General features: G+C 36.8%; 20 protein-coding genes. 10 read left to right on the plus strand and 10 right to left on the minus strand.

The window, feature by feature from the left end:
• Window positions 1-2: 2 nt before the first annotated feature.
• The 5 genes from ASG31_RS16210 to ASG31_RS16230 form a co-directional block, all read right to left on the minus strand.
• Entirely contained in the window at window positions 3-1,013 is a 1,011-nt protein-coding gene (locus ASG31_RS16210) for a DUF4861 family protein (RefSeq protein ID WP_056035153.1), read from the minus strand.
• A 42-nt stretch (window positions 1,014-1,055) separates the two neighbouring features.
• Entirely contained in the window at window positions 1,056-2,477 is a 1,422-nt protein-coding gene (locus ASG31_RS16215) for a polysaccharide lyase family 1 protein (RefSeq protein ID WP_056035156.1), read from the minus strand.
• Between the two features lie 222 nt (window positions 2,478-2,699).
• Complete coding sequence (locus ASG31_RS16220) at window positions 2,700-3,716, minus strand: pectinesterase family protein (RefSeq protein ID WP_056035159.1); 1,017 nt, start codon at window positions 3,714-3,716, stop codon at window positions 2,700-2,702.
• A gap of 88 nt (window positions 3,717-3,804) precedes the next feature.
• Entirely contained in the window at window positions 3,805-5,631 is a 1,827-nt protein-coding gene (locus ASG31_RS16225; protein WP_056035163.1) for a RagB/SusD family nutrient uptake outer membrane protein, read from the minus strand.
• Between the two features lie 11 nt (window positions 5,632-5,642).
• The gene (locus tag ASG31_RS16230; protein ID WP_056035166.1) at window positions 5,643-8,645 is read right to left on the minus strand and encodes a SusC/RagA family TonB-linked outer membrane protein; all 3,003 of its coding nucleotides are present in this window, start codon (window positions 8,643-8,645) and stop codon (window positions 5,643-5,645) included.
• A gap of 856 nt (window positions 8,646-9,501) precedes the next feature.
• Here ASG31_RS16230 and kduI point away from each other — a divergent pair.
• The 9 genes from kduI (at window position 9,502) to ASG31_RS16275 (ending at window position 20,352) form a co-directional block, all read left to right on the plus strand.
• Window positions 9,502-10,338 carry a 5-dehydro-4-deoxy-D-glucuronate isomerase gene (gene kduI, locus ASG31_RS16235; RefSeq protein WP_056035169.1) on the plus strand — a complete coding sequence of 279 codons (837 nt, stop codon included), beginning with the start codon at window positions 9,502-9,504 and terminating at the stop codon, window positions 10,336-10,338.
• A 10-nt stretch (window positions 10,339-10,348) separates the two neighbouring features.
• Window positions 10,349-11,131, plus strand: coding sequence for a gluconate 5-dehydrogenase (locus tag ASG31_RS16240; protein WP_056035171.1), 783 nt, complete (start codon window positions 10,349-10,351; stop codon window positions 11,129-11,131).
• An 18-nt stretch (window positions 11,132-11,149) separates the two neighbouring features.
• Window positions 11,150-12,547, plus strand: a complete 1,398-nt coding sequence (gene uxaC, locus ASG31_RS16245; RefSeq protein WP_056035174.1) for a glucuronate isomerase — start codon at window positions 11,150-11,152, stop codon at window positions 12,545-12,547.
• A 321-nt stretch (window positions 12,548-12,868) separates the two neighbouring features.
• Window positions 12,869-13,873, plus strand: coding sequence for a sugar kinase (locus tag ASG31_RS16250; RefSeq protein WP_056035175.1), 1,005 nt, complete (start codon window positions 12,869-12,871; stop codon window positions 13,871-13,873).
• A gap of 247 nt (window positions 13,874-14,120) precedes the next feature.
• On the plus strand, window positions 14,121-14,780 hold the full coding sequence (locus ASG31_RS16255) for a ketohydroxyglutarate aldolase (RefSeq protein ID WP_056035177.1): 660 nt from the start codon (window positions 14,121-14,123) through the stop codon (window positions 14,778-14,780).
• An 11-nt stretch (window positions 14,781-14,791) separates the two neighbouring features.
• A complete protein-coding gene (locus ASG31_RS16260) occupies window positions 14,792-16,321 on the plus strand; it encodes an MFS transporter (protein ID WP_056035179.1) in 1,530 nt (509 codons plus the stop codon).
• Window positions 16,322-16,620: 299 nt separating this feature from the next.
• Window positions 16,621-18,084: a tagaturonate reductase gene (locus ASG31_RS16265; RefSeq protein ID WP_056035181.1), complete on the plus strand. Its 1,464-nt coding sequence runs from the start codon at window positions 16,621-16,623 to the stop codon at window positions 18,082-18,084.
• A gap of 6 nt (window positions 18,085-18,090) precedes the next feature.
• Window positions 18,091-19,704 (plus strand): UxaA family hydrolase, encoded by a 1,614-nt coding sequence (locus ASG31_RS16270; RefSeq protein WP_056035183.1) that lies wholly within the window; start codon window positions 18,091-18,093, stop codon window positions 19,702-19,704.
• A gap of 228 nt (window positions 19,705-19,932) precedes the next feature.
• Window positions 19,933-20,352 (plus strand): hypothetical protein, encoded by a 420-nt coding sequence (locus ASG31_RS16275; RefSeq protein WP_056035185.1) that lies wholly within the window; start codon window positions 19,933-19,935, stop codon window positions 20,350-20,352.
• A 259-nt stretch (window positions 20,353-20,611) separates the two neighbouring features.
• Here the strand turns inward: ASG31_RS16275 and ASG31_RS18790 are convergent, their stop codons facing one another.
• From ASG31_RS18790 to ASG31_RS16290, 3 genes are all read right to left on the minus strand, one after another.
• Entirely contained in the window at window positions 20,612-20,779 is a 168-nt protein-coding gene (locus ASG31_RS18790; RefSeq protein WP_317038661.1) for a hypothetical protein, read from the minus strand.
• Window positions 20,772-21,761, minus strand: coding sequence for a toll/interleukin-1 receptor domain-containing protein (locus tag ASG31_RS16285; RefSeq protein ID WP_056035187.1), 990 nt, complete (start codon window positions 21,759-21,761; stop codon window positions 20,772-20,774). The genes ASG31_RS18790 and ASG31_RS16285 overlap by 8 nt, the downstream gene beginning before the upstream one ends.
• Window positions 21,762-22,440: 679 nt before the next feature.
• Window positions 22,441-22,929 carry a hypothetical protein gene (locus ASG31_RS16290; RefSeq protein ID WP_317038662.1) on the minus strand — a complete coding sequence of 163 codons (489 nt, stop codon included), beginning with the start codon at window positions 22,927-22,929 and terminating at the stop codon, window positions 22,441-22,443.
• A gap of 297 nt (window positions 22,930-23,226) precedes the next feature.
• On the opposite strand from ASG31_RS16290, the gene ASG31_RS16300 reads away from it, so the two are divergent.
• Entirely contained in the window at window positions 23,227-24,162 is a 936-nt protein-coding gene (locus tag ASG31_RS16300; RefSeq protein ID WP_157844481.1) for a T9SS type A sorting domain-containing protein, read from the plus strand.
• A 294-nt stretch (window positions 24,163-24,456) separates the two neighbouring features.
• On the opposite strand, the gene ASG31_RS16305 is transcribed toward ASG31_RS16300, so the two are convergent.
• Window positions 24,457-25,119 (minus strand): transposase, encoded by a 663-nt coding sequence (locus ASG31_RS16305; protein ID WP_056035195.1) that lies wholly within the window; start codon window positions 25,117-25,119, stop codon window positions 24,457-24,459.
• A 224-nt stretch (window positions 25,120-25,343) separates the two neighbouring features.
• Window positions 25,344-25,622 (minus strand): hypothetical protein, encoded by a 279-nt coding sequence (locus ASG31_RS16310; protein ID WP_131725576.1) that lies wholly within the window; start codon window positions 25,620-25,622, stop codon window positions 25,344-25,346.
• Window positions 25,623-26,260 lie beyond the last annotated feature (638 nt).

Below are 26,260 nucleotides of genomic sequence, written 5' to 3' on the forward strand. Positions count from 1 at the left end.
TTTTAAAGTTGATTGTTATTATCTAAAATTTCTAATTTTTTATCTAAATCTTTATAGAATTCTTCCTCAGTTTTTATTCCGTTAGGTTCCTGAGACCACGCTCCCATAAAGTAATACGAAACGTTTTTGGTCTTTTTGAAAACCACAACGTGAGTCGATTTTGTTTTTACAATTTTATCTAAATTTCCGACAGGGTAGAAGATGACCATTCCTAACTGATCTTCTTTTTTAGCCAAAGTCTGCGTTCCGTATGTTGCAATATAACCCCATTTTTTGTTTTTACTAACCGCCTCTTTCATGGGAATATCTTTAAATGCGACAATTCCGGTACATAATCCTGAAATTGGTTCATTTAAATTTAAATCAACCTTCACAAAACGGTCTTTGTTGAAAATGGTCAGCTTGGATTGAAGATCAACTGCTTTTCCCCACGTTTTCCAGCCTTTGTAATCGATGGTTGCGAAAGATTTATCGTTTTCATTAACAACTTTTGCAGTTGTAGTTTTTACGGTTTTAAAAGTTTCGACAAAATCGTTCTGCTCGTCATATCTTCCGTAAGAACCGACTCCTATGGTGCGGCCGGATTTCAAAATATCCTGTCCCCAGGGTGCATCGTGATGATAGGTTTCAAAGCCGTCCTGTCCAACTTCCGGCAAAACCAAAGTATTCACTTTTTTACCGAAAATATCTGTGGCATTTCTCCAATCAAGGTATAATCTGTAACCGATCTGACTGTTTTCCAAACCAATTCCTTCGTATCTGATGTAGTATGAATGGTCTGTGTGTTCAGCAGGAAGCTGTAATTCGTTAACGTTTTTGAAAGTTCCGCCGATGTACTCATTGCCCTGCCATATTCCGCCATCTTTTATGGATAATTCAGCGTAGGAGAAAGGAGCTTTCGGGTTTTTACGGATTTTCTCGATCACATTTTTTTGGGCGAAAGATGAACCGCCAGCAAAAACTGCTGCCGCTAGAAATATTTTGAATAAGTTTGATTTTAGTTGTACTGACATTATTTTTAATTTAGATAACCGATGGGTCTGAAAGTTCAGTGACTAGCGTTGATTTTCGGTTATTTTTTTCACGAGGTCATTCATATACACCTCGATATTATCATAATTTTTATCTAAATCTTTTCCGTTGGCATTGGCCGTATTTGGATCAAGATTATTTTTGATTTCCCATTCATCCGGCATTCCGTCATTGTCTGAATCGAGCAGAGCTTTTCCGGGTTTTAAATCAGGAAATCCACCGACATCGTTCTGAGAATCGATAATTCCGTTTTTGCTGCCCCGTGAACCTTCGTAAGTGAAAGTTCCTTTTTTCATATCTTTTAAAACTCTCAAATCTACCGCATCCCGCACCAGACTTGCTCCGCCGATTTTTAAAATTTTTTCATAAGCCTCTTTCGGAGAATCAGTTTTTATATTGTTCTGAATATCGTGTGGCTGATTGACTTTAATTGAATTTTTATCAGCATCCGTAAGATTATAGGCTTTATTCATCTGGTTGAAAACTCCTTTTTCCCAATTGTCTGCGGTTACTTCAGGATTGCCTTCAGAATCATTTCCATTAATATAGTATTTACCCCAAATGTTGTAGACTTCAGTTTCAGGCTTTTGATTTTTATCGATGGCAACTATTCTTTTTTTGTTCATCGATGCGGGACCGGGTTTGTAGTAATTGTTGACCAAGTTTACATTCATTCCCTCACCTCCGTAGACATTGTTGTGCCCCCAGTTGTAAATGACGTTGTTTCTGAAATCAACCAAATCGGTCAGTGCAAATTTACTTCCGGCATATTCTCCTAACCTCGGATTTCTGCTGTCGTGATTAGCGTACATGTTATGATGGAAAGATGCAAATTTTCCACCGGCAATTCCGCCGTATCCGTGAGCTCCTTTTTGATGGGCCGAATTTCTAAGGCTTTCTGTAATTACACACCACTGAAGTGTCGTATTTTCATTAACGTAAATGGAAACCGTCTCGTCTGTTGACCAGCTCATCGAACAATGATCGACAATCAGATTTTTGATAAATCTCGCGCCTAAAGCATCGCCTTCCACCTTTTTCTGGTCGCCCATTCTGAATCTCATGTAACGGATGATGACATTATCTGCAGCTACAAAAGTTTCGTAGTTGGCAACAGTAATTCCGTCTCCGGGAGCGGTTTGTCCGGCAATCGTAACGTCGCCTTCTTTTATTCTTAAAGGAGATTCCAGATAAATCGTTCCAGCAGTTTTAAAAACAATATATCTTGCGCCTTTTTGTTCCAGAGCGTGTCTTAATGTTCCTTCCGAACTGTCATCTGTCAACTTAGTCACAAACAAAACTTTTCCGCCTCGCCCTCCGGTTGTGAATCTTCCGAAACCTTCAGCACCAGGGAAACTCAGCGTTTTTTCCTGAGCTGATACCTGCAGAGAGAGCATTGCGAGAATGCCTGTTGCAAAGATTTTATGTTTCAGATTGAATTTCATTTAGATGTTATTTCATTATTTTGAAGGTCTGTCCATTTATTAACAGGTCGCTCCTACGGAGCTTTAATTTTTTTGCATTCATTTTCTATTAACAGTAAATCCCGATGGGATTATTCACAGTCGCATGAGCAGCGAACTATTCATTATGAAATTTGCTAATAGTATGAAAGTTCTAAAAGAGCGAACTGGTGACTTTGTCTAATTCTTATCTGGAAATATGATTTATTGAAAATTTTTCTTAAAATTCCAGTTGTCTTTTCCTTTTAAAATATTTTCAGCATTATATTTTTTACTTTGTTCCTTTGATAATTGATGTGACCATGAAACTCTTTTTTCAGGGTTGGCTCCTGAACCTTTAGAATTGTATTCTGCGTAGAAAGTTGTTTTCTCTGCATCAGGTTTAGACCAGTTATGCCAACCTTCCGGCTTGATTGTGGAATCGATTGCACAATTCACATAAACGGTTTTGGCAAACGGCCTCCACGGACGACCCAAATATACAGAATTTGCATCGGCATCTCCTGTTACATTACAGTTAATAAATACATAACCGAATTCGTTACCTTCAATTGTAGAAGCTGCAGTAACGTAAGAAGCGTTTTTCTTTGAGTAAATCGTGCAGTTTTCAAAAACAGCAGTTCCTGCTCCGAAAATATAGTCGGTAGTTCCTTCGATGTAGCAGTTTTTAAAATAGTTTCTGGAAACTTTTGTTTTATCAGGATTGTCTTGTGCACCTTTGGTGTAAAGTGTATCCTGAAATCCTAAGAATTTACAGTTTTCAAAAGCAATTCTGTCGCCAGTTGTTAAAACGGCAACGGCCTGTCCGATTGGTCCTGCATCGTTTTGAAACGTAATATTTTTAGCTGAAAAATCGTCAGAGAAAATAAAAATGCTTGATGAACCTGTAGTTCCAATGTTTTTACCTTCAGCATTTTGTTTTGATGCGTGATCGCCGTAAACTAAAATTGTGTTTTCTGCATTTTCTCCAATCAGAGTAATGGGGCTTTTTGCAACATCTACTGTGATTTTTTCTCTGTAAGTTCCGGGTTTAATGATAATTTTTGTCCTGTTCTCTGTATTATTTTCAACTGAATTTACCGCTTCCTGAATGGTTTTGAAATCTCCTTTTCCGTCTTTCGAAACCACGATTGTTCTGTCGGAAGTTTTGAAAGAAAAAACAATTAGAAGAATTACAAATGCTGAAATTACTGTGAGAAAATTTTTGAAAATCGCTGACATAAAATTTTTCTTTAGGAAAAATACAGACTTGCTCCCGTAAAGGAGAAAGTCTGTATTAAAATCAATTTAATATGAATGTGTATTTTTACTAGTAACCATAATCCTGGGTAAGATTGAAGTTATTCTGAATGTATTCGAAATAAATCGGCAATAATTCTCTCTTGTTAACCTGGAAATACTGTGCATATCCCGAAGCTGGATTATCTACATAAGTTGCAGTAATTCCAGATCTCCATGCAATAGATTTGTATCCGGCAGGAGTGGTAGCAGACTGGTTTGGAAGGTAAAATACCGCACTTTTATCTGTTCCTGTAGTGTAAACATCTATTGCAGCTATATTTTGCTGAGCCGTTTTAGTAGGATCGTAAACAGAATTTTTGTAATAAATGTTTAAAGGTACATTGGCATACGCGCCTGTGCCGTTGATAAATGCTGTAAGTTTCGCTTTTGTTTCAGCAATTTTAGTTGCCAATAAATTCCAACGGATCAAATCATATTTTCTGATTCCTTCTGAACCTAATTCTAATAATCTTTCCTGAACAACAGCATTAAAGAATCCTACTTTATCCGAAGGAATTGCTCCTACCTGACCGAGGTTTCCTGTGTATGCTCTGTTTCTCACTGCCAATAAAGCATTTTTAGCTTCCTGAGAAGGTGCACCATTGATTTCGTTGTCTGCTTCTGCAAACATCAACATTACATCTGAAAGACGAAGTAAAGGCCAGTCAACAGCTAATGTCTGAGAAGGACCGGTAATGCTTGTCCATGATTTTCTGTATTTAGAATCTGTCCACGCATTAGATGCAGCCAATTCCGCTTGATTCGTAGCATTAATGGTGAAGATTCCGACATTCATGTCTCTTCTTAAGTCAAATTTTGAAAACTCGTAGAAATAAGTTGGAAGTGCATTGATACCTCCACCACCTTTCCATACAGAATTGTCGTGATGCTTTAAGCCATTGTAATATCCGATTTTAGAGTCTGTTCTTACACCACCTCCAAATGCTCCTACTGCGAAAATCACTTCATTGGTTGTATCCTGAGCATTGGTATGTAACGCTCTGAAAACATTTTCATAGCTAGGGTTAAGACTATGCTCACCGGAATGGCTCATGATATCTTTACATTCAGTTAAGGCAATCTGATAATATTTTTGAGGGTTTGATCCCTGAGCCATAATCTGCGGGCTTCTTCTGAGAGAATATCCTGCTCTTGCTAAAGCAATTCTAGCTCTTAAACCTTTTACAAATCCTTTAGAAATTCTGTTACTCGTTGTACCACCTTCAGACCTCCATGGAACTAATGTTGCGGCTTTTTCAAGATCATTAATCATCTGATCATAAATGATATCGCGATCTGTTTTTGGCTGGTTCTGTTCAGTTAAGTCAGATGCAGGTACTAAATAAAACGGTACGTCGCCCCAGTTTCTGATTAATTCATAATAATACTGAGCTCTAAGCGTTAATGCTTCACCCATGTACCTGTTCATCAGAGCTTTTTCCTGTGCACTTCCTGTCTGCATAACAGGGGATAGTGGAATATTTTTCAGAACAAGGTTAGCACGCTCAATTCCTGTATATAATTTCCCAAACGGATTGTTGAGTTCTGTATTGGTTGTACATGCTCCGAAAGTGGCAACACCCCTTCTGTCGTTACAGTTGTAGTTTCCAGAAGTTCTGAAGTCGTCACCAGATTGAGGGATAATAAGAGATAATCTTTGGCCGTACCCATCATCACCACCTAATTGCGCATAAACACCAATTAATGCTGAAAAAGTATCGTCTGTACTGTCAAACTGTTGTGCTTCAGAAATACTTGAAAGATTTTCCGGATCAAGGAAATCGTTACAGGAATTAGTAAAGAAAAGTGCTCCAACGAGGCAACTTGCTATAAATATTGATTTTGTTTTTTTCATGATAATAAATTTTAGAAAGTGATATCTACACCTGTTACGAAGAATCTGCTGCGCGGGTAAGCTGAATAATCAACTCCCGGAGTTAAAGGATTTCTTCTTGTACTTGCTTCAGGATCGTATCCAGAGTATTTCGTCAGAACGAAAACGTTGTTTACTGTTGCATACAGTCTGAAGTTTTTAACACCTACCGCCTCAAGGGAACCTTTAGGTAATGTGAAACCTAAAGTTACGTTATTTAATCTTAAGAAAGATCCGTCTTCGATTCCGTAAGAGTGTAAGATGTACTGTCCGCTTGGAGGAGTCCACATTGTTGTATTAGCGTTTAATGCTGCCAAAGCAGTAGGATCATTCACTTTCACCCCATTGTTGTCAAACCATCTCCATCTGTCTGCTACTTCTGCAGCCATGTTGTTGTCTCTGTAAAGATATTGAGTTGTGTTTTCTATTTTATTGGCATTGTATACTTTATTTCCTACAGAGAAGTTGAAGAATAAACTCATGTCAAAGTTTTTGTATCTGAAAGTTTGGTTAAAACCTCCAAAAAACTTCGGCTGGGCGCTTCCCAGCTCCTGTCTGTCTGCATCAGTAATCTGTCCGTCGCCATTTAAATCTTTTAATTTAAGATCTCCAGGCTGCACAGCTCTTGCTCCTAAAGCGATAGCACTTGTACTTGGTACTCCTGCTTTTAATGTATAAACCTGAGTTGCGGCATTGTAATCAAAATCGCTTACTTCGTATCTTCCTTCAGTTACATATCCGTAATAGGTTCCTACAGCGCTTCCCACTTTTGCAATAAAGTCAAATCCGCCGATACCTCCAGATTGAACCAGATAATAATCCTGGCCTGGACGTACACCGCTTCCCAAACTTAAAATTTTATTTTTGTTTGCAGAAAGGTTGATGTCTGTTTTCCATGTGAAATCTTCTTTGTTGACGATAGCTCCACCTAAAGTAAATTCTAAACCTTTGTTTTGAGTTTTACCAGAATTCTGGAACTGGTTAGCATATCCCGGGAAAGGAACTTTAGCCAAAACCAACAAATCTTTAGTGTCGGTGATATAACCGTCTACACTACCATATAATCTACCGTTGAAAAATCCGAAGTCAATACCCGCATTTTTAGAAACCGTAGCTTCCCATTTTACATTTGGGTTTGCCTGTGTTGTAGAGATTCCGGCTCCCGGAGTTACAGAAGTTCCGAAAACATATCCGTTGTTTGCACCGATGTTGTAGAAATTCGCCCATAGGTAAGATGTGATTCTGTTGTTACCTGAAAGACCGTAACCAACACGAAGTTTCAATTCTTCAAGCCAGGAAACATCTTTCAAGAATTTCTCTTCGTTAACTTTCCACGCCAATGAAGCTGCCGGGAAATATCCCCACTGATTTCCCTTCATGAAAACGTTAGATCCATCAGCTCTTACAGAGGCGGTAAGAATATATTTATTATCAAAAATATAATTTACACGTCCGAAAAATGAAGCTAAACGATCAGGAGCCATAGCTGCTGTTCTTGCAGCATCCTGTATTAAACCTGCCGGTGGTGTTGCAGCAGCAATATTGGAAAATGCTTCTTGCGGGAGAATAGACTTTGGAAACCATTTTACATAGGTGTTACTTGTTTCTCCGTCAGTCTGAATGATTTCCTGACCAAGCAAAACATCCAGTTTATGTCTGCCAAATTTTTTAGTGTAATTTAAGGTATTGGTATTGGTAATTCTTCTCGATTGAGATCTGTCTAACTGTACAATCGGCATATCTGCATTAGCTCTTGCCTGTGATGTTACAGTACCCCAAAACTGATTGGTGATAATATCTCTCTGTACGTACCCAATAACACTTCGGAAAGTGAAGTCTTTTGAAATGTTCCAGTTGATGTAACCGTTTAATAATAAGTCATTTGAACGGTTAGTTCTAACTTCGTTCTGATTTAGAATTAAAGGATTAACCAAGTTGGTGTTGGTAGCGTAATCTGGGTCAAAATCATCAACAGGAATATTAGATCCTCCTTCAAAAGGCTGGTATCTCACCGCATTTCTTAATCTGTTGTTACTTTGAGAACCGGTACTTGAAGTACCTACACCATCTATTAGTGATCTGCTGTATCTTGCATTAAAACCAAACTTTAATTTTTTGCTGATATCATAATCGTACTTAAAGTTAACCATGCTTCTCTTGAATCCAGAATTGAGCATGATCCCATCTTCGTCTACATGATTTAATGTTAAAGCAAAAGCCGATTTTTCTGAACCACCATTTACCGTAAGGTTATGGGTAAAGTTAAAAGCTTCGCGACCGAATAATTCATCCTGCCAATCTCTTCTTTTAACGTTGCTGTATTTATTGTACAGCTCGTTATAAGTTCCATATCTGGTTGTGAAAGCCAAAACATCAGCTGCCACACCATTTTTGTTGTATAGTTCGTACTGATACATTACAAATTCATAAGGATCAAGAACATCCAATGTATTCATGATTTTCCTTACACCTGTAAATCCGTTGTAGTTTATGGAAGTAGTTGCTCTCTTTTTACCACTTTTTGTAGTGATGAGCACCACCCCGTTTGCACCTCTGGAACCGTAGATTGATGTAGATGAAGCATCTTTCAGAACTTCGATTGATTCAATTTCTTTCGGAGTAAGAAGCGACATAGCGTTATCCATCTGTACACCATCTACAATATAGAGTGGGGCATTGCTTCCGGTAATAGAAGTTCCACCTCTTACTTTAATATCTACTTCTGCACCCGGGGAGCCTTCACTTGCCTGCACCTGAACTCCTGCCAGTCTGCCCTGAATTGCTTCAGCGGCACTGTTTACAGGCATATCTTTCAAAGCTTCTGCTTTTACAGATGAAACAGCGTTGGTTACGTCTTTTTTAGAAACTTTGGAGTAACCTACCAAAACCACCTCGTCGATATTTCTTTCTTTTTCTTTCTCCTGCGCCATCGCTAGCATTGGCAAAAGAAAAGCAGAAAGATATAACCACTTAATCTGTTGTACTTTTTTATTCATTGAACTGTATTCTTAATTTAATTACTGTAATTTCTGTTGTCTGTTTCTGTGAATGGGGCTAAGTATTTTTTATCGTTAAGTGATTATCATTTCAGTCAAAAATTTACGTTCTCCAGTGTGCAATCGATTGCGTAAATTTTTTCAACATGAAATACCTGGCTCCTAAACTAATATTATTTTCGATTACGCAAAGAAAATTTGAATAATTTTTTATTAATTTAATTGTCTAAGTTTTAGAAATTTGGATAACAATCGTTAGGTTTTTTATTTTAAATAATTAATAATCAGTTCAATGATATTTTTTTCTGCACTTTAAAATTTCTTTAAAATTTCTTAATGTTTCTTCCTGTTTAATGTATTTTGACCATCTTTTCAAGACTAAATCACCCAAATTTTAAGCATTGAAAATTCCCAAAATTAGTACTCAAGATTAACTTTATGTGAAATTAAATGATTTTTGTCACGTTTTTCAGACGATTTCTCATTGTTTCATTAAGGAACTAATTAGGTATTTCTATTCTGTCAGTCTTATCATAAAAATTAATGATAATTGTCATATTTAATTTGTAGTTTTTTTGGCATGATTTTATGTTTTTATGTCTGTTAAAGTAAATTTTAGGGAATTTATTTTCTTTTTTATAGATATTAATTATCCTGTTTTTCTTTAATCATTACTTTTATTTTATTGTAAATCTATTAGTTATGAATAAATATTAAATTTTTGTTAACCAATTGAAATTTAATTCTATATTTAACACCAAGTATTTCAATCGTTAAAAATGTGTAATTTTATGCAATCGATTACACAGTAAAATTTATCGGCTTTCGGGCCACAGAAAAATTCAAAATTAAGAGTATGACAAAATCAGAATTTCGTTACGCCCATCATCCTGAAGATGTAAAAAAATATACAACTGAAGACCTGAGAAGGGAGTTTCTAATCAATGATTTATTTAATGAAGATCAAATCAATGTAGTGTATTCTATGTACGACAGAATGATCGTAGGTGGTGCAATGCCCGTAAAAAGCGCATTGAAACTGGAACCTACTGATGATCTGAAGGCAGAGAACTTCTTAGACAGAAGAGAATTGGGAATCATCAACGTTGGCGCTGCCGGAAATGTAACTGTTGACGGAGAAGTTTTCGAGCTTGGAAATAAGGAAGCTTTATACATAGGAAAAGGGGCAAAAGATGTTGTTTTTGAAAACGGAAATGAAGGTCAGACTTTGTTTTATTTCAACTCTGCACCTGCGCATCACACTTTCCCTACAAAGAAAATCACTAAAAATGAAGCCGAAATTGTAGAATTAGGTGAAGCGAAATATGCCAACAGACGTACAATCAACAAATTGATCGTCAACAGCGTATTGGAAACCTGCCAGCTGCAAATGGGAATGACCGAGCTGCACGAAGGAAGTGTTTGGAACACCATGCCTTCTCACACGCATACCCGAAGAATGGAAGCTTATTTTTATTTTGATCTTGAAGAAGGGCAGGCGGTAAGTCATTTTCTTGGCCAGCCGAATGAGACCCGTCATATCTTTATGAAAAACAATGAAGCAGTCTTGTCTCCGGAATGGTCTATTCACTCAGGAGTTGGTACTTCCAACTATACTTTTATCTGGGGAATGGCAGGAGAAAATATGGACTATGGCGACATGGACGCTGTTAAAACTAACGAACTAAAGTAATTTTTTCTACATGAATTTATTCGATTTATCCGGAAAAGTAGCCGTTGTAACCGGCGGTACTCACGGATTAGGAATGGCAATGGCTGAAGGTCTTGCCTCTGCAGGTGCTGAGCTGGCAATCACAAGTACAACTCCCTCAAAATTAGACGAAGCCTTAGAATATTATCGCAGTAAAGGATATAATGCAACGGGCTATCTTTTTGATGTGACGGACGAATTGGAAGCCGCTCAGAAAGTAGCATTAATGCTTGCTACACATGGGAAAATAGACATCTTAGTCAATAATGCAGGGATTATCAAACGTGTTCCGGCTTTAGAGATGGATGTTGCAGACTTTAGAAAAGTAATCGATGTAGATCTTACCGGTCCTTTCATCATGTCTCAATTGGTTGGGAAACACATGATCAAAAGACAGTCCGGTAAAATCATCAATATTTGCTCTATGATGAGTGAGCTTGGCCGCGACAATGTAGTAGCGTATGCTTCTGCAAAAGGCGGACTGAAAATGCTGACCAAAAATTTAGCAACAGAATGGGCAAAACACAATATTCAGGTGAACGGTATCGGTCCCGGATATTTTGCTACAACTCAGACAGAACCTATCAGAGTTGACGGTCATCCGTTTAACGATTTTATTATCAGCAGAACTCCGGAAGGAAGATGGGGGAACCCAGAAGATCTTGCAGGAACGGCTATTTTCTTAGCTTCAGACGCAAGCAAATTTATCAACGGACATATCATTTATGTTGATGGAGGTATTTTGGCGACCATCGGGAAACCTGCTAATGAATAACACAAGAATTTTACAGAAATGAAATCTTTTATTACAGATAACTTTTTATTACAAAATAAATACGCGGAAGAATTATACTTCAATTTCGCAGAAAAACAGCCGATCATCGATTATCACAATCATTTGATTCCTAAAGATATCGCTGAAGATACGGTTTTCGAAAATATTTCTAAAGTATGGATTGCGGGCGATCATTACAAATGGCGTGCAATGCGTACGATGGGCGTGAACGAAAGATTCATCACGGGTGACGCAACAGATAAAGAGAAATTCAAAGCTTGGGCAAAAACGGTTCCTTACACTTTAAGAAATCCTTTGTACCATTGGACGCATTTGGAATTAAAGCGTTATTTCGGAATTGATGAATTATTGAACGAAAAAAATGCATCAGAAATTTACGACAACATCACGGCACAGCTTCAGACTCCTGAAAAGTCGACAAGAGGTTTGCTTAAAATGATGAACGTAGAATCTTTGTGCACTACAGAAGATCCGATTGATGTTTTAAATTACCATCAGGATTTGGCGAAAAGTGATTTCAGCATTAAAGTAAGTACGGCTTTCCGTCCGGATAAAGCAATTTTAATTGAAAACCACAATTTCGCAGATTATATTTCTAAATTAGGCGAGTCAGCTGGAATTGAAATCAATTCTTACCAGACTTTGTGCGATGCTTTATTAAAAAGAGTAGAATATTTCCACGAAAACGGATGCAGACTCTGCGACCACGGATTGAATAATATTTCTTTCGAAGATGCTTCAGAAGCTGAAGTGAGTGCAATTTTCAATGATAAAATTTCAGGAAAAGTAATCGCTGAAAAGCAGGTGAATCAGTTTAAAACTGCCATTTTACTATTCTTAGGCGAAACATATCATAAATTCGGATGGGTTCAACAGTTCCATTTGGGAGCGTTGAGAAACAATAACGAAAGAATGCACAGAATCTTAGGTCCTGATACAGGATGGGATTCTATCGGTGACTTCGTTCAGGCTGAAACTTTATCTAAATTATTAAACGCTTTAGACGGAAAAGATAAACTGACCAAAACAATTCTATATAACTTAAATCCTGCCGACAACGAAATTTTCGCTACAATGATCGGGAATTTTAATGACGGCAGTATCAAAGGAAAGGTACAGTTCGGTTCCGGATGGTGGTTTTTGGATCAGAAAGACGGAATGATCAAGCAGATGAATGCCCTTTCAAACATGGGATTGATCAGCTGTTTCGTAGGAATGTTGACAGATTCAAGAAGTTTCTTATCTTACCCGAGACACGAATATTTTAGAAGAGTATTGTGTAATCTTTTCGGAGAAGAAATGAAAAACGGCGAATTGCCGGACGATATGGAACTGATCGGGAAAACCATTTCCGATATCTGTTATCATAATGCTAAAAATTATTTCGATTTTTAATTAAAACAAATTTCAAACCTTCGAGGTTTCCAAAACCTTGAAGGTTTAAAGATAAAATTTGAACCATAAAGAGAATTAATAAGTTAAGTATTTTTAAGGTGAAAATATAAGATTTTATTAAGCACACTGCTTAAAGCAAAACTCAACTTGAAAAATCTTTATAACTTATAGATCTTAATGGTTTAAAAAATAAAACATTGATGATCATTAATAGCAAAAGCTTATGTGATCTTTATATTCTCAATATTTTAAACTTCAAAAAACCAAAGCATTAAAAACTTTTGTGCCTTTTGTTGTTTAAAAAGAAGTCAATTAAAAGTTATGAGTAAAATACTTACTTACGGTGAAGTAATCATGAGGCTTTCACCTCCCGGAAACAAAACAATGAAACAGAGCCACGAGATGGAATTCTTTTTCGGCGGAACTGAGCTCAACGTAGCCTCCTCATTGGCAACAATGGGTTGCGACGTAACGCACATCAGCAATGTTTCTGACGATTTTGTGGGAGAATCTGCATTGTCTTTCATCAAAAGCTTTGGGATTGATACAACTTTCATCAACAAAAACGAACATCCTTTAGGTTTATATTTCCTTGAAGTAGGGGCATCCGTTCGTGCAAGCAGAATCGCTTACAACAGACTGAACGGTTCTTTCGCCAACATCAAACCAGAACAGATCTACTGGAAAAATGCTTTGGAAGGGTGCGACTATTTCCACTGGACAGGCATCAGCCCGGGAATCTCTGAAGGTGCTTACGAAGCTTTAAAAGAAGGTTTATTGACCGCCCGTGAAATGGGAATCGAAGTGACCACCGATCCTGCTTACCGTTCCAACCTGTGGAAATATGGTAAAAACGGAAACGAGGTTTTAAAGGAACTGGTTTCTTACTCAACGATTTTCATCGGTGGTGTCAATGAGATCAATGAAATTTTGGGAACTCAGTTTTCATCAGATCAGCAAGGTTTTATGGAAGCTTGTGAAGAATTAAAAAAGCAATGTCCATCCATCCATAAAATTTTCGACAAAATAAGAATTGGGGTTACGGCAAGTTCTCAGCAAACGCAGGGAAGAGCGTTGATTAATGGGAATTATTTTGAAACCAAGTTTTTAGAAATAGACAACGTAGTCGACAGAATCGGAACGGGAGATGCTTTTGCAGCAGGTCTGATTTATGGATTATTAAATTTCGATGACGAAAAAGCTTTAAATTTTGCCAACGCAGCCTGTGCCATCAAACACACCATTTTAGGCGACATCAATTATTGCAGCGCAGAAGATATCCTCGAAGTAATGGCCGGAAATTCCGGAGGAAGAATCAAGAGGTAGATTTTGCTTTTGGCTATTAGCAATTGGCTTAGGAAGTTTTAAAAATAAAAGTCATCATATTTAAATTATAATGGTCTTTTATAAGCGAAGCGGCTTTGTGAAACTAAAAAACAGTTAGTAGTAAAAAACCTCTGTGAACTCTGTGTTCAAAAAAAATTCAAACTGATAACCTCTCCAAAGAGAACAGCATAGCAAAGGATGGATAAAACCCCATCAAAGATTATTTTAACAAAATAATTAAAACAAAATGACAAAAATTCAATTGGTTACAAACACCATCATCAATCAGGGAGCTTTGCCTCTGTATTACAATGCTGATGAAACGGTAACTTTAGAAATATTAAAATCGCTTTACAAAGCAGGAATCCGTGCGGTAGAATATACCAGCCGTGGAGAAGCCGCGTTGAGCAATTTCACAAAAATGGTAGAAGTTCGTAATGCAGAAATGCCTGAAATGCTTCTTGGTATCGGAACTATTAAAAATGTAAAACAAGCAGAAGAATATTACAAAGCAGGGGCGGATTTCTTTATCAGTCCGGGCTTTGTGGCGGAAGTTGCAGCATTTTTAATTCCTAAAGACTTATTGTACAGTCCGGGTTGTATGACTCCGACTGAAATTATCGAGGCTGAAACGGCTGGGGTAACTTTCATTAAATTATTCCCAGGAAATGCTTTGGGACCAGGATTTATGAGTGCTATCAAAGATGTTTTCCCGAATCTGAAATTTATGCCGACCGGAGGTGTTGATACCACGAAAGAAAGCATTGAAAGCTGGTTCAAGGCAGGAGTTTCCGCAGTTGGAATGGGAAGCAAGCTGGTAAGCAAAGAATTGATGCTTGCGAAAGACTATGCGACGATAGAAAGTGAAACCAAAAAAGTGCTGGATATTATTCAGACTTTAAAATAAATAAATTGACTATGAGTTCAGTTAAATCTCTTAAGCCGACGCAATACAGATGGACGATCTGTCTTCTTTTATTTCTCGCCACCACGATCAATTATCTGGATCGTCAGGTTTTATCATTGACATGGAAAGATTTTATCGCACCGGAATTTCACTGGAATAATAACGATTACGGAAACATCACCGCATTATTTTCTATATTTTATGCTGTGGGAATGCTTTTCGCAGGAAAGTTTGTAGATTTCATGGATACCAAAAAAGGTTTCCTTTGGGCAATCGGAGTTTGGTCAATCGGTGCAGTTTTACACGCATTTTGTGGAATCGCTACTTCAGGAATCCTTACAGGAACTTGGACGGCTGGTTTTCATGGTTCAAAAGAATTAATCTCTACAGTTTCCAACACTTCTGCAATCATCAGTACGAGTGTAACTTTATTCATTTTTGCGCGTTTCGTATTGGCAATTGGTGAGGCAGGAAATTTCCCCGCTGCGATCAAAACTACGGCAGAATATTTCCCGAAAAAAGACAGAGCATTTTCTACAAGTATCTGGAATGCTGGAGCGACGGTTGGAGCTTTGGCAGCACCGCTTACAATCCCTTTTATTGCAAAATCCATGGGTTGGGAATGGGCGTTTATCATTATTGGTGCTTTAGGATTTGTTTGGATGGGACTTTGGGTATTCGTTTACAAAAAGCCACATTTACACAAAAGAGTTAACGAACACGAACTGACTTATATCAATCAGGATCAGGACGATCTTCCGAATGAAGACACTTCAGTGCCGGAAAAAGTATTTACGTTCAAAGAATGTTTCAGCTACAGACAGACATGGGCTTTTGCCTTCGGAAAATTCATGACAGACGGTGTTTGGTGGTTTTTCTTATTCTGGACTCCCGCTTACTTAAGTTCGGTTTACGGAATGGATTCTACTGAAAGTGCATTGCCGCTATTCGTACTCTACATGATTACTTTATTATCCATCATCGGTGGATGGCTTCCAAAATATTTCGTTGAAAAGAAAGGTATGAACGCTTACACTGGAAGAATGAAAGCGATGTTGATTTTCGCATTTTTCCCTTTATTAGCACTTTTGGCTCAACCATTAGGAACAGCAACTTACTGGATTCCGGTTTTAATTATCGGTGTAGCAGGAGCAGCACATCAGGCTTGGTCAGCAAATATCTTCTCAACCGTAGGTGATATGTTTCCTAAAAAAGCCATCGCAACCATCACAGGAATTGGCGGAATGGCTGGAGGAATTGGTTCTTTCATCATCAATAAATCTTCAGGAGTTTTATTCGATCACGCCCACAAAGCATGGTCAACCGTAGACGGAGTTCCGTTGTTGGAAAAATATCCTCAATACGTTAACGACCGTTTGCCCGACGGTTTCTTTGAGCAGTTGGAAAAATCAGGAGCCGTAGTTTCAGACGGAATCGACAAAGGATACATGATTATTTTCTCCATCTGTGCAGTCGCTTACCTGATTGCATGGACAGTAATGAAAATGTTGGTTCCTAAATATAAGGTTATTAGTAAGTAGAAATTTTCAAAGCATTTTTCTTTTCCCCAACCCTAAAGGGAGGAAAAATGTCTTGAAAATTTCATCAGAATTAACTCCCTTTAGGGTTGGGGTAAATTAGTTTTGATGAAATTTTAAGAAACCAAAATAAATAAGAAGCAAATCAGTTTTACAATGCTCTTAGCTAAGTGAAACGCCTTTGCGAACTTAAAAATATATATCAAGCATTAAAAAAAATCTTCGCGGACTTTGCGTTAAAAAAAGCATTCCGCATCATGATTTAGCAGAATTAAAAACACAATTTAATTCAATTTAGAAAAATGGAAAATCAGACAAAACAACAGTTAAACCGTCAAAATAGCGGTATAGATACAAAATTACCAATCAAAATCGTACAGTTCGGGGGAGGAAACTTCATGCGTGGTTTTACAGATTATGTGATTGACAAGTTAAACAAAGAAGCAGATTTCAACGCAGGAATTGTCAACATTCAGCCGACACCCAACGGTTCAGTTCACAAGCTTGAAGAACAGGGGAATTTGTACACTTTATTTTCAAGAGGAATTAAAAAAGGAGAAATTATCGATGAGAAATGTGTGATTTCGGCAATTCAGAAGTCAGTTAATCCTTACGCAGATTACAACAATTTCCTTGAATTGGCTAAAGAAGGGGAACTCGAATTTGTTTTTTCAAATACAACCGAAACCGGAATTGCTTACGACGAAACTGAAAATTCTTACGAAGGTCCGCATAAAAATTTCCCGGCAAAAGTAGCAATTTTACTTCACGAAAGATATAAGCACTTCAATGGTGCAGCTGACAAAGGTTTAAGAATTATTCCTTGTGAGCTGATTGAAGAAAATGCAATTGTTTTAAAAAGTATCATTTTAAAATATGCAAAGCTTTGGAATTTAGATGAAGGTTTTACACAATGGGTTGAAAACAGCAATCATTTCCACAATACTTTGGTCGACAGAATCGTTCCGGGCTACCCGAAAGATGATGCTGCAACTTATGAAGATCAGTTGGATTACGAAGATCCGATGATGGTTGTTTCAGAAACATTCCTTTTATGGGTGATTCAGGGAGGTGAAGATTTAAAAAAGAGAATTCCTTTCGATAAAATCAACGAACAAATTTTGGTGGTGGATGATATTCAGCCCTACCGTTTGAGAAAAGTTAGAATTCTGAATGGCGGACATACTTTGATGTTGGCTCCGGCAATTTTATCAGGTAAAGAACTGGTAAAAGAAGCGATTGATGACCAGTTTATCGGAACTTTTTTAAGCGAATCAATATTTAATGAAGTCAATCAGACTTTAGGTTTAGATGAAACTGAACTGAAGGAATTTGCGGAAGAAGTGTTTGACAGATTCAGAAATCCTTTCATTAAGCACCATTTGGCAAGCATCGCTTTATATTTTGTTTCTAAATTTAAAGTAAGAGTCGTTCCGAGTTTGCTGACTTATGTTGAAAGAAATAACAAACTTCCGTTGAACTTAACGTTCTCTCTGGCAAGTTTAATCCGATTCTATCAGGGAAGTTTTGGTGAAAAATCTCTTCCTCTGAATGACGAAGAGGCGATCGTAAACAGATTCAAAGAAATCTGGAAAAACGAAGATTATGAAACAGTTTCAGAACAGGCATTAAGCGAAAAACTGTTCTGGGATACCGACCTGACGCAGGTTGAAGGTCTGAAAGCCGCAGTAGCAAAAGCATTGTACGAAATCGACCACAATGACATGGAAACTGCTTACAAAAATTTTATTCAATTTTATTCTTAAACAATCATGCAAAAGAAAGTACTGAAAGTAAATCCCAAAGACAACGTTATTGTAGCGTTGATGGATTTGCCTGCCGGAGAATCGGTGCACTTAGACGGTACAGATTATACGATTCTTAAAGATATTAAAGCAAAACATAAATTCGCTGCCGTAGATTTTGAGGATGGCGACCATATTTTAATGTATGGCGTAATCGTTGGGAAAGCCAACCAATCCATCAGACAGGGCGAAGTGATTACCACCGAAAACGTAAAGCACCAAAGTGCAAAAGTGGTCGGTAAAACTGCTACTTTGGGTTGGACTCCACCCAATGTTGACAAGTGGAAAGACCGTACTTTCATGGGCTATCACCGTGAAGACGGACAGGTAGGCACAGAAAATATCTGGCTGTTTTTCCCGTTGGTATTCTGCGAAAACAAGAATATCGAAACACTGAAGGATATTTTTGAAAAAGAACTGCTTCATGATAAAGCCAGCAAACATCAGTTATTACTGCGTTCTTTATTGAACGGCGGCGCAGCTGTTGAAGTTGAAGAAGAACAAGCGGACACAAGAATATTTAAAAATATCGATGCAAGATTCATCACGCATCAGGGCGGTTGTGGCGGAATTCGTCAGGACGCTGAAGCGTTGGGAAGATTGTTCGCAGGATATGTCAACAATCCGAATGTGGCGGGAGCTACGGTTCTCAGCTTAGGGTGTCAGAATCTTCAGGTACAGATTTTCATGGATTCACTGCATGCATTGGCTCCAGATAACAAAAAACCAATCGTCGTTTACGAACAGCAAAAATCGGGTACTATTGATGAAATGCTGACCGGCGTTATCAAAGATTCTTATGAAGGCATTAAAAAAGCCAACGAAATAGAAAGAAAACCAGCCTCCATCACCAAACTGAACATTGGTCTGGAATGTGGTGGCTCAGACGGTTTCTCAGGAATTTCTGCAAACCCTGTTTTGGGTGAAGTTTCAGATATTATGGCGGCAGTGGGCGGAACAACGATGTTGGCCGAATTCCCTGAATTGTGTGGAGTAGAGCAGGAGCTGGTCAACCGTTGCATCAACGATGAAGACGGTGTAAAATTCCTGAAACTGATGAAAGATTTTGAAGCATCCGTGGTTGCGGCAGGTTCAGGATTTGATATGAATCCGTCTCCCGGAAACATCAAAGACGGTTTAATTACCGATGCTATGAAGTCTGCAGGAGCATCCAAAAAAGGAGGAGCTGCACCTATTGTAGAAGTTCTTGATTTTACAGAATATGCCACAAAGCCAGGACTGAATCTTCTGTGTACTCCCGGAAATGATGCCGAATGTACAACGGCTTTAGTAGGTTCAGGTGCAACAGTCGTACTTTTCACCACAGGTCTTGGAACTCCGATGGGAAATCCTATTTCGCCGGTTGTGAAGATTTCTTCCAACACAATTTTGGCAGAAAAAATGTCAGACATCATTGATTTTAATGCAGGTACCGTAATCAGCGGAGAAAAAACAATTCCCGAAGCAGCAGACGAACTTCTGGAACTCATCATCAACGTAGCCAGCGGCGAAGTAAAAACCAAGGCAGACGTTCTTAATCAGAATGATTTCATTCCATGGAGACGAGGTGTCTCTCTGTAATGGGTTAATTATATTAAATATTAGGGTTGAAAATGCTTCTTGCTTCGGTGGGGAGCATTTTCTTTTTGTTGATAGTGCGGATTCGATAGCGCGGATTTGTAATTTGATAGCGCGGATTTGCAATCCGTGCTTAGACTAGTATGATGAACGTCACGGATTGCAAATCCGCGACATCAGTTCAGTGTATTGCTTTTTTGTTTAAATTTGCTTGGTAGTAATGCTAATATCATGGATTTAACAGTAAATGATTTAAGACGACATGCTTTATCTTTTGATCTATATTTTTCTAGATTAGAAATTATAATCGAAGGATTAAATAATGCTGTTAAACATCTTTATGAATCTGAACTAAGTATTGATTGGTGGGGAAGTATGGACGAAAAACATGAACTTGGGACTATTTATAAATTAGCCATCATAGCTTATGAGAATTATATTATTTCAAGTGTTAGGTATTTTCTTGAAGAAGGTGAAAACCCACAACAATTTTACAATATTTCCCCAGATATAATCTTAGTTCTTTCTTTGGCTGAATACATGAAATCACATTCAAAAAATAATCAGGAAATTTTTAAGAAATATTCATTATATGAAGATAATTATCCGATCTATCATGGAATCAAAATTTTAAATAAAATAAAGATTTAACTCAAATCTCAAAAATATTAAAATCATGGCGAAACCAAATAGTTTATATAAAATATCCTCATAACAGAAATGAAAATATTTTAAAATGAAAATGTTATTTAAGTTGTTAAGCGATAACTGCAGATTTGCAATCTGTGCATAAATTGAATTATACTTGATGTCGCAGATTTACCATCCGTACTTCTTATTTAGCCCATAAAAATCACAAAAACATCTAAGCATTATCTAATTCTGCATAATTTCTGGCACTGCTAAAATATTAATGCTCAGGTTCTGCCACTATTTTCTGTTTTACAGGATTTTGATGAATGTAATTTATCTTTTCCTTAATCCATTTATTTGAAAAAACTTCTTCAGCATGATAGCCATCTTGCCAAACTATAAACTTTTGTTCTCGGGATAAATGCTCACAGGTATTGTTAATCATCTTCAAATTCAAGACAAGAATGTATAAAATCAATATCCGATTCTTCTAAATCATCTTCAATATTTGAAAAATCTAATCTAATAAATGCCTTTTTTGAACATTCGATGCATCTAGCCCTCAAAACAGCAAAATACATAATGGTAAAAACTATTGTTAAATTTTCTAACTTCAATTGGGGGATTTTGGAGTGTAGTGAAATGCTTAACATTTCGCTGATTTGTTTTTTTCCTAAAACTTCACAATCGGAGTCAGATTCAGTTATTTTGTATTGAAAACCAAGACTTCTCAAATCATCTAATATTTCAAGTATTTCGTCTTTTGTAAAGTTTGTAGCTCGTTGAATTAATTTTATATCTTCATGCAAATCTTCTTCAATATTATGTGTGCATGAATTTATAACCATCTCTGAAAGAAAAATTCTTTCCCTTTCATTTGTTTTTTTTAGTGTTTCAAAAACTGTATGAACAGTCACCTTTGCATCTTCTTCAGAAAAATTCTCATAGATATTAGTAAGAGCTGAGATTAAATAATTTTGCTTTTTAGGAATAAAATTTTCAGGTTCAATCTCTCCAAGCTTTTCAATTATTTTTTTTCCTAGTTGTATTGGTTTTAAATCCTTTAAAGATAAATAACCAATAGTATTTCTAATTCCTGGAATTTCGGTTTCATCAAATCTTACAGGCAAAATATATTCTTCATTTTCACTAAAAGCTCTTGCTTGTGCACTTTTTAATTCATGATTAGTCCATAATTTTTTCGAATAAGCTTCTGAAATAAAAATTACTGCATATTTTGCTTTTCTTTGATAAACATTATCTAAATGTTGATATAAATCTTTTCCCCATAAGTCAACAGTTTCGTAGTTGTCATAAAAGACTTTTACTCCTTTGTTTCTCAGATATTTTGCTGTTTGTTCAACATACACTCTATCTTCACCAGCAAATGATAAAACAACGTCATATTCAAGTTCTAAACATTTCATTTATTTAAGTTTATAATGCTCTAATTTAAATTTTTATTACGAATTAGATAGTAATTCAGTTTTCATTTCAATAAAAATAATTAAATAAATATACAAACACAAATTTTTTAAAAGTCATTCTTGGTGCAATATTCACGCTCGTACCCATTGCCTATGATTAGAGCGGTCACAAGCGAGACGCTTGCGCCAGCGAAAACCAGCTCGACAGGTCTTCAACCCCAAATTCCACGTTCCGCACCCCAACCAATACGTCCAAAACCTATCCCGACACGTCCCGAAGAAATCCCGCCACGTTCTGTAAAGGTTTCGATACGTTGCACAACCTATCCGGACACGTTCATCAGAAGTCCATCGGGGTTACCGATGCCTCCGATGGGGTTATCAATACATCCAGATACGTAACACCACCTATCCCGACAGGTAAAACATATGTCCGGATAGATAAAAGACCACTCCCGGCCTATACTGAACGTATACAGAGAAGTCAACCGCCGCTCCCGACCATTAAAAAACGTCTCGGGACAACTGAAAGACGTCTCCAGACCGATACGGGACGTGTTAGGAGGAGTATAAAACTTCTCCCGGGTATTCCACAACGTATCTAAATTGGTTTAATGGAAAGTTGAAAGCATAAAAATACCCCTCCAAAATACTGAAGGGGCAATTACTGACTGGCATTTTACTTTTTTTCCTCAGGCGGTGCAGTAGAAGTTGAATTTTTCACAAAAAACTGTTTCAGATCTCTGTACTTATCTTCAAATCCCGGTGCCGAAGAACCTGCTTTGTAGGTGGTGAAAGAGTAATCGATCAAAGCCGCCTGATAATTGTCGAAATCGTGAAGAATCTTGGCATTTATCTTTCTTGTGGTCAGACTCTCCAATTTACTGATCATGGCATCCATGGTTTTTCGGGAGCTGTAATCTCTGTTAAATTCATCCCATTCAACTTCGGGCGACCTCAATTCAGGCTGATTGTGGTTGTAGTCGTCGACCTTGTTTACAAAGAGTTTGTTTTGCTCGTTGATGCTGCCATACTTTTTTCGGTCGTCGGCTGAAAGGTTGTGTGTGAGTTCATCAAGAGCTGTGTCCAATGCCGCGATGGCATCCTGTGCCGCAGTGATCTTTGCACTGCTCAAATGGGTGGAGTTCAAATTTGTTAGTCCCATCATTTTAGATTTTAAAGGTTAATACTAAAAGAAATAAAATCGTGTGTTTTTTTGATTTGCTGTAAAACTAAATTAATAAACCATTCAACAGAACAGAGAAAAAATTGGTAATTTGAAAATTTTGTGCAGTAAATCATGTTGAATAAAGAAACATATTCATTTATGTCAGTATACTGCAAATACCGCTTCCAATTTGAAAAAGCGTTAAAAATAGATTTTATTGGTCTGAAAATGAAAAACATATAAATAAATTGTGGTATGTTGTTGATTTTTGTTATTTTTAAAAAAAATATAAATGTTATGAAAAAAAAATTTTTTATTTTGCTTGTTTCAATCTCTACCTATGCTAGTGGACAGATTAGCTTAACTACTTCTGGTGTTGCATATTCACAAAATTTTGACAGTATGGGTACTACAACTACACCGCCTGCAGATTGGAGTGCTATTACGGCTGGTGGTCTTTTGCCCAGTGGAGTAACAATACTTCCCGTGGTTAGTGATGGAGGAGCTTCATCTTCGGGTGGTGTATTCAATGTTGGAACGGTTTCAGCTACTGACAGAGCTTTAGGAGTTCTTGCTGCAACAAATATTGCTGCTTTTGGGGCGAGATTTATTAATAATACCGGATCTCCTGTTACAAGTGTTACAATATCATTTACTGAAGAGCAGTGGAGAACGGGTGCAAATTCTGTGGTAGAAAATGTTGCTTTCTACTACAGCACCAATGCTACAAGTTTATTGGTAAATTCTGGAACATGGATTCCGGTTACTACCCTGAATTTAACGGAGATACTCAGCTCAAGCAATGATAATATAGCAGTTGATGGCAATTTAGCACTAAATAAAGCAGACAAAACTTTTACCATCACAGGTTTAAATATTGCAAACGGAAGTGTGCTTTCAATAAAATGGATTGATGCTAAAGAAACTGGTAATAATGGAATGTATGCAATAGATGATTTTTCTTTAACACCATATGTAGACTTATTGGGAGTTTCAGATACTAAAGATTTTAAATCAGATTTCATTAAGAATACTTTTGTTGAAAACGGAGAAATTATTTTCGGGGCAGAGGTACAAGATATTAAAATATTTACACTCACAGGACAAATTATTAAAACCGGTTCAGTAAAAAAAGGTATGGCTTTAGATGTTGCGGAATTGCAAAAAGGAAATTATATTGTGACAGGAACAATAAATAACCAATTGGTTTCTCAGAAGATTTTAAAAGACTGATCTGAAATACATTATTTAAATTTAATCAGTTGTCTAAGATGGACAACTGATTTTTTTTACAAGGGATTAAAAATAATTTTACTCCCCCCCCCCCACACACACACACTGGCTTGAGCGCAATGTCATTAAGTTAAGCAAAAATCACAACGCATCTTTCATGTTTTTAGGGATTTTGGTTTTTTTTCTGTTACGATATTTGTCCTTGTGGCGTTCAAATTTTCTGTCGGGTCTTATGGGAACGAGATGTTTGCTAAAAAGTTCTTTTAAGTCTGTAAATATTATTTCTGTTTTTGTTTAAGAGAAAAATAGGGATACAATTCTGTCTTTAAGTAGGCCATATGAAAGATTATTATTGACTTTATAAACATATTTTGTATTTCTCTTTACTTTCAATTCTTCATTAATTTCACCTACAATTAAACTTTGAATATTTGATACAAACAACGCAACATAAAAGTCTTGTAAAATACTATTTTTTGAATAGCCTGAAAAATGCTCTGCCTTGACTTTATTTTTAAATTCATCATAAAACGTTTCTACACTCCATCTTTGAAAATACAGGTGTTTAAAGATCTGTGATGGATATTTTTTAACGTCTAAAAGGGATGTTATCAGTATTTCGGCTTCTCCATTTGAAAGCTCTACCCGAAGAAGCCTTACCGTTTGAGAGGTTTTGTAGCCATACTGTTTATCACTGATTTTAGTGTTTTTCCCGGGATATATTTTTACAATTTTAGTCCTGGAACCATTTTCATAAAAATCTATAATTTCCTTATTAAAATCGTTTTTAGCTCGAATAACAAAATCAATATTTCTACTGTAATGCTCAAATATTAACTGGAAGGAAGGATAGCCTCTATCATAAATGATTAGATCTTGATGTCTTGCACATTCAAGATGCTTAAGTGCAGAAGAAGGCTCTCCAATCGAAAGAGGAGAGAGTTTACCATCTAACACAAAATGATTTAAACATCATACAACACCGAAGCCCTTGCCTGAACAACGCCTGTTGAAGTTTGATTTTTAGTTTCTCCATATTCATTTTTAAGCTCTTCTGTGTTAGGTAAAGTCATTCTTGAACCATCTACTGATAATAGGCGAAACCCTTTCCAAAGCTTCACTGAAGCCTCATTGTCAGTATAAAACTCAGTTATTAAAGAATCATTAAGGTGTTTAAATACTTATGGCTGAATTTTGTTACGACATTGCACAAAAACACTTTTTGAAAAGCCTGTAAACTTAGCATTTCCTATAAAGAACTTAAAATGTTTCGCAAAATTTTCAATCTCTAGTGCAAGGCTTTTTCTTAAGAAATTCATCATAAAAAGTAATGTTGTAGAAAATGCTTGTTTTCGAGTTATTGTGAAATGTTCTTTAGAAATTTTGTATCTCTCTACAAGCTCTGGATTATTAATTTCATTCTTTAAAACATCAAAGATAAAGGTAGAAGTTTTTTTCATAAAACTAAATAACTGTCTGATTACCATATGAATATACGGAATTTCAAACTAAAAAATGATATTAAATTATTGAAAATCAATAATTTAAATCACTAACTTAATGACATTGGGTGCGAGCGTCACGTTCGTACCCATTAGAAAAAGATACGATCGAGACGCTCGCACCAGCGAAAAATAAACCGGTACCCGATGTCGCGGATCTCAAACATCAAATCTCAAATCTCAAAACTTTTTGTCCGCTGTTTCGGTCTTGGTGCTCGTCCTCACTCAGAAAAACGAGAACGAGATTTCAGCAAAAAATCTCCAGACATTTATTAAAAGTCATTAAAGCCAAAAAACCTTCACTTTTCAAGATAGAAAATCCGCATTACTCCAAAGGAATAAAATCTGTGTAGCGAAAAAAAATCGTATTCCATCGCACTCCATGGGAGTGCCATCTCAATACCGGTTAAAAATAATCCCCCACCCCAAATCCCGAATCCCGAATCCCCTCACACCCGAATCAAATCTCAAATCTCCCTTCACTACAACTTTTCCCACACCTAGCCAGCGCGTTAAATAATTATGTTAAATAAATATGAACAAAAGTTTGGTGGGTGTGTTAAAAGTTTCTACTTTTGCACCACTGAAAACGAAAG

Origin of the sequence: Chryseobacterium sp. Leaf404, assembly GCF_001424145.1 — a bacterium.
GTDB lineage: Bacteria > Bacteroidota > Bacteroidia > Flavobacteriales > Weeksellaceae > Chryseobacterium.